The organism is Shewanella surugensis (assembly GCF_023284005.1).
Taxonomy (GTDB): Bacteria; Pseudomonadota; Gammaproteobacteria; order Enterobacterales; family Shewanellaceae; genus Shewanella; species Shewanella surugensis.
In genome coordinates this window covers 1-4,258 of sequence record NZ_JAKIKS010000218.1, presented here as the reverse complement: position 1 = coordinate 4,258, position 4,258 = coordinate 1, and the positions used below count along the sequence as shown (strand labels likewise).

Genomic DNA, 4,258 nt, shown 5'->3' with positions numbered 1-4,258 from the left:
GATAAACAGGTTGGCTTCGCTGATATTATCAATCGAAGGCGGCTCTTGCTCGAATTGTTTTTTCTTTTTCATGTCAGCATGATGACACCAAAAAACGATCGTTCAAGTGGTCATTGCGATCTTAATAAGATCGCGGTATTTATTGTCAATAGGGGCCTGGTGAACGGTTACAATTGATCAGCATTCATTTCTTTAATTGTTTCCATGAAAGTTAGCACGATGGAATTAGATCTTGGGTCTAAAGATATTGAAGCTCCGCCTAAAGAAAATGAAAAAGCGTTTAATTCAAGTGCATGACGATAATATGGTTCTCTCTCTTTAGCACCTTTTGGCAGTTCGATTATTTTAGAATAAAAATAGACATATCCGCGTTCGGGATCGGTTTCTATTGTTATACAGGTATTTTCACTGCAGATTAATTCAGCGTGACCGTCGGGTCTTAATTCAAGTTTGATTCCAATAACATCACCTATTTGTGAAAGCCAATTGGAGATCAGTTGCTGCATTGAAGTGGATTCATGTTTCATGACGAGACCTATTGATGCCAATTAATTTAAGAGGGTAATGATTAAAGCTGTATCTATCATTACTTTACATTTGATTAACTAAAGTTAATCTTCTGAAAAAATAAAAAACTATCATTTTTATTCATCTTTGTTTTATTATGTTTACGTCGAGTTTGAAGAGGTTGTGTGGGGGGATTAGCATAAAAGATGGGATGTATAATGTCCTATAACTTGAGTGATTTTATCTAGGGATCGGTTATTTAAAAAACCGATGCTCTATCATACCGGGTGTGTCGACTCGCATTTTAAAAAGACAACCTGAATCTGGATATTTTACTAGCTCTGTTTCAGGTCTTTCGCCTGCGCTAGTAATAAACAGGGTTTTTAGATCTGCTCCACCAAAGGCCACCATAGAAGGGCAATGCACTGGGGTGGTGATTGCTTCGATTATATTGCCTTGAGGGTCAAGTTTTACGATACGCCCGCCTTCAAATAGTGCGCTCCAGTAATTGCCGTCGATATCGATAGCGCAGCCATCTGGGCGACCCTGCCCATGAGGAAACTCATGAAAGACGGTGCGATTGGATACGGATCCTGTTTTGATATTATAGTCGCAGCGGTAAATTGTGTGCTTTGGGCTATTAGAGTAATAAAGGGTATTATTATCTGGACTAAATCCAATGCCATTAACGGTGAGTAGGTTATCAAAGATGAGATTGGCTTCAAGATGGGTATTCAGTTGCCATAAATTAGCGGCACTATCATCTTTGGGCGGATAGTAAGAGCCGCAGATGAAACGCCCTGCAGCATCACAGCGACCATCATTTAATCGATTATGTTTGAGATGCATTTCTGGATCGCAAATTTTTTCGACTTGAGTATGCCAGCCACTCGTTAAATAAAAACCACTTCTCATAGCTAGAACAAAGCCGCCAAAGGGCCGTAAGCTGAAGCAACCTATTTCTTCCTTGAAGGTAAGGTGCTCATCTTTTTTAGAGATAGGATCGAAACGATGTAGCTGGCAGCGGTTGATATCCGTCCAATACAAGACTTGTGTTTTTTCATCCCACCTCGGACATTCACCTAATGCGGCTTTTGTGTTTAATTCAATATCAATAGTTCTCATTCGTTAACGATTCTATTTTTGGCTAGTGATTAAAGAATAGTTCAAATATGGTTTGTTCATTTTCTATACTCTTTAGACACTATATTTGTGAAGGGTGATCCATGTTAAATTTTGGCTTAGTAGTACCGCATCGTTCTGTCTTAGATGCTTTACTTATTTTTGCTGTTAGCCTTTGTTTGGTTGGCGTCTATTCAGGGTTGATCCCATATTCAACTTCTTTAAGTGAGGTTTACCAACATACATTTCCCTTATCTGTGAGTGATGCTGTAATGCTTTCCGTTGTTTATTTAGCCGCATATAGCATATCGCTTATTCCTGCGGGATTATTAATTGATCGGATTGGCGTTCATTGGAGCATCTTCATTTCAACTGTGCTTTTATCGAGTAGCTTAGTACTTTTCGCTGTATCTTCTAGTGTATTTCTTTTTTTGATTTCTAGAGTTTTGATGGGGATCGCATCCAGTTTTACGTTTTTATTGGCGATCATGGTGGCCAAACTTTATTTTCACAGAAAATATCTCAGCATGTTAGTGGGGTTTGCTGAGCTGATATTTTCTTTTTCATTAGCCGCTTCTCCTTTTTTGACCCTGCATGTATCAACATTACTTGATTGGCGGCAGCAAACGATTATGTTTGCCATTTTTTTAATTCTACTTTGTTTACTCTATTTTATTTTTAGATTGCATAAGTGTCATCCAGCCTACTTGATAAGTAAAAGGCACAGTAAGAGGAATCAGCAGCATGCTATGATACAATTAAAGTTTGCCCTATCGAACCGCTGGTTTTGGTATGTATTGTTTGTAACGGGAATTTTTTATATTCACTTCTCATTGCATGTCCTAGTTTATGGGCCTATATATATTCAGAAATTATATCATATCAATTATATTGATAGCATATCATTAAATGATGTCGCAATTACTGGGTATATGTTGAGTTGCTTAACGTTAGGTGTAAGCAATAGTTTATTTTCAACTAAAAAACTATTTTTCTTTGCTGTGTTACTGTCTTTTTTAGTCTACTCCTGTAATTTATTTTTTAATGAATATTTGCTTAGCAGTTTTTTATTAAGTGGTATTAATTATTTTCTTTTAGGTTTTTTATCGGCTTATGCTTTATTAATATTTCGTTTATATGAGGAACTGAGTGGGCATCATTTAAATGCCGGTATTAGCGCTGGATTAAATATGTTTACCTTACTCCCTCTTTGTTTTACTTTTGTTTTTAATTGGTTTTTTTATCATGATCCCCTAGATGAGCGGATCTTTATTTGGGTTGTCTACGCTATCACCTTATTGCTAGTTTCCCCTATTTTGTGGCAAAAGGAAAAACCCATGTTTGTCGCTTATTAAGGCTTGTTTTTAGCTTCGCTTTAACACCAGTAGTTAAGTAAGTGAAAAACTTTACTTAACTGTGTGGGAGGATTACTCTGTCAGAAAATATTATCATGGACGTTATCTGATGAACGCTATCTGGTTTTTGCCTCAGTATTATTAGTCACAGTATTAAGCACTGCGGGCATTGCGCTACCTTATCCGATTTTGGCACCCTTATTTATGGGTGAATGGCTAATGGATTGAATCAATTTATGTCGATGCCTCCGGAGCTGTTACTGGGTTTCTCATTAGCCATTTATCCATTAGGTATTTTTATTGGTGGCTCTGTTATTGGGGCGTTATCGGATAGTTATGGACGTAAAAAACTGTTGATTTATACGCTTTTCATGAGTGTTTTTGGTTATATTGTTACCGCTTATGCCATTGTATCTGAAAATTATTTATCTTTGCACGTTTTATGACGGGGTTATGTGAGGGGAATTTATCGATTGCAAGAGCATCGATAAAACGCGTGCTATGTCACTCATTGCTGCCGCTTCATTCTTTGGCTGGCTAGTCGGTCCATTGGCTGGAGGTTATTTAGCTCAATATGGTGCTGCGATGGCATTTCAGGTCGCGGCCGTCGCTGTCTTTCTTTGCATGATTTTTGTAGCTACGGTGATAAAGGAAACTCACAAGGTAAGCAATGAACAATCTTTTTTGAGTTTGTTCAAGTCGAATAATTCACTGACGTTATTAAGTCATCCAAACATACTTAACCTCTTTGTTTTGCAGTTTTTTTCTGTCTTGGTTTGAATGCATTCTATGAGTTCTATCCAGTGTGGTTGATGACGGAAAGAGATTACTTACCCAGCATGATTGGTGAAACAACGGCGATAATGACATTGAGTATGATGTTGGCCAGTGTTTTTATGGTGACGAAGCTCAAGCGGCTTTTTGGTATCATCTCCACCTTAATCACGGCAATGGTGTTAAGTGTTTTCTTTATGGGAATACTGCCATTATTTTCTGGCAATTTGATGATCTTTATTTTTGGGTTAACAGGGATATTTATTACTATCTATAATGGTTTGTTACCTGTTTATGCCTTTGAGCTTAATAAAGATGTGGGTAATGGTGCCTTGATGGGGCTATTGACTGTGACTTTTTGTATTGCCAATGCGGTTATTGCCATTGTAGGCCAGGGCGGGATCGCACTTTGTTAACAAAGATTGAATCTGCTGAATTACTGTGATCTAATCGCACCTCACTTTCTGAGAGGTAACCCAATGACCCTGATCGAACACCTT

General features: G+C 37.8%; 6 protein-coding genes. 4 read left to right on the top strand and 2 right to left on the bottom strand.

Annotation, left to right across the window (positions count from 1 at the left end; all coding sequences use genetic code 11):
* Positions 1-167: 167 nt before the first annotated feature.
* Both L2764_RS25915 and L2764_RS25910 read right to left on the bottom strand, forming a co-directional pair.
* Positions 168-527: a CesT family type III secretion system chaperone gene (locus tag L2764_RS25915; RefSeq protein WP_248943238.1), complete on the bottom strand. Its 360-nt coding sequence runs from the start codon at positions 525-527 to the stop codon at positions 168-170.
* 235 nt (positions 528-762) lie between these two features.
* Positions 763-1,632, bottom strand: coding sequence for an SMP-30/gluconolactonase/LRE family protein (locus tag L2764_RS25910; RefSeq protein ID WP_248943237.1), 870 nt, complete (start codon positions 1,630-1,632; stop codon positions 763-765).
* 101 nt (positions 1,633-1,733) lie between these two features.
* On the opposite strand from L2764_RS25910, the gene L2764_RS25905 reads away from it, so the two are divergent.
* The 4 genes from L2764_RS25905 to L2764_RS25890 all read left to right on the top strand — a co-directional run bounded on the left by L2764_RS25905 (position 1,734) and on the right by L2764_RS25890 (position 4,174).
* Positions 1,734-2,984: an MFS transporter gene (locus L2764_RS25905; protein ID WP_248943236.1), complete on the top strand. Its 1,251-nt coding sequence runs from the start codon at positions 1,734-1,736 to the stop codon at positions 2,982-2,984.
* Positions 2,985-3,220: 236 nt separating this feature from the next.
* Positions 3,221-3,430, top strand: coding sequence for an MFS transporter (locus L2764_RS25900; RefSeq protein WP_248943235.1), 210 nt, complete (start codon positions 3,221-3,223; stop codon positions 3,428-3,430).
* 55 nt (positions 3,431-3,485) lie between these two features.
* Entirely contained in the window at positions 3,486-3,764 is a 279-nt protein-coding gene (locus L2764_RS25895) for an MFS transporter (RefSeq protein ID WP_248943234.1), read from the top strand.
* 32 nt (positions 3,765-3,796) lie between these two features.
* Complete coding sequence (locus L2764_RS25890) at positions 3,797-4,174, top strand: hypothetical protein (protein ID WP_248943233.1); 378 nt, start codon at positions 3,797-3,799, stop codon at positions 4,172-4,174.
* Positions 4,175-4,258 lie beyond the last annotated feature (84 nt).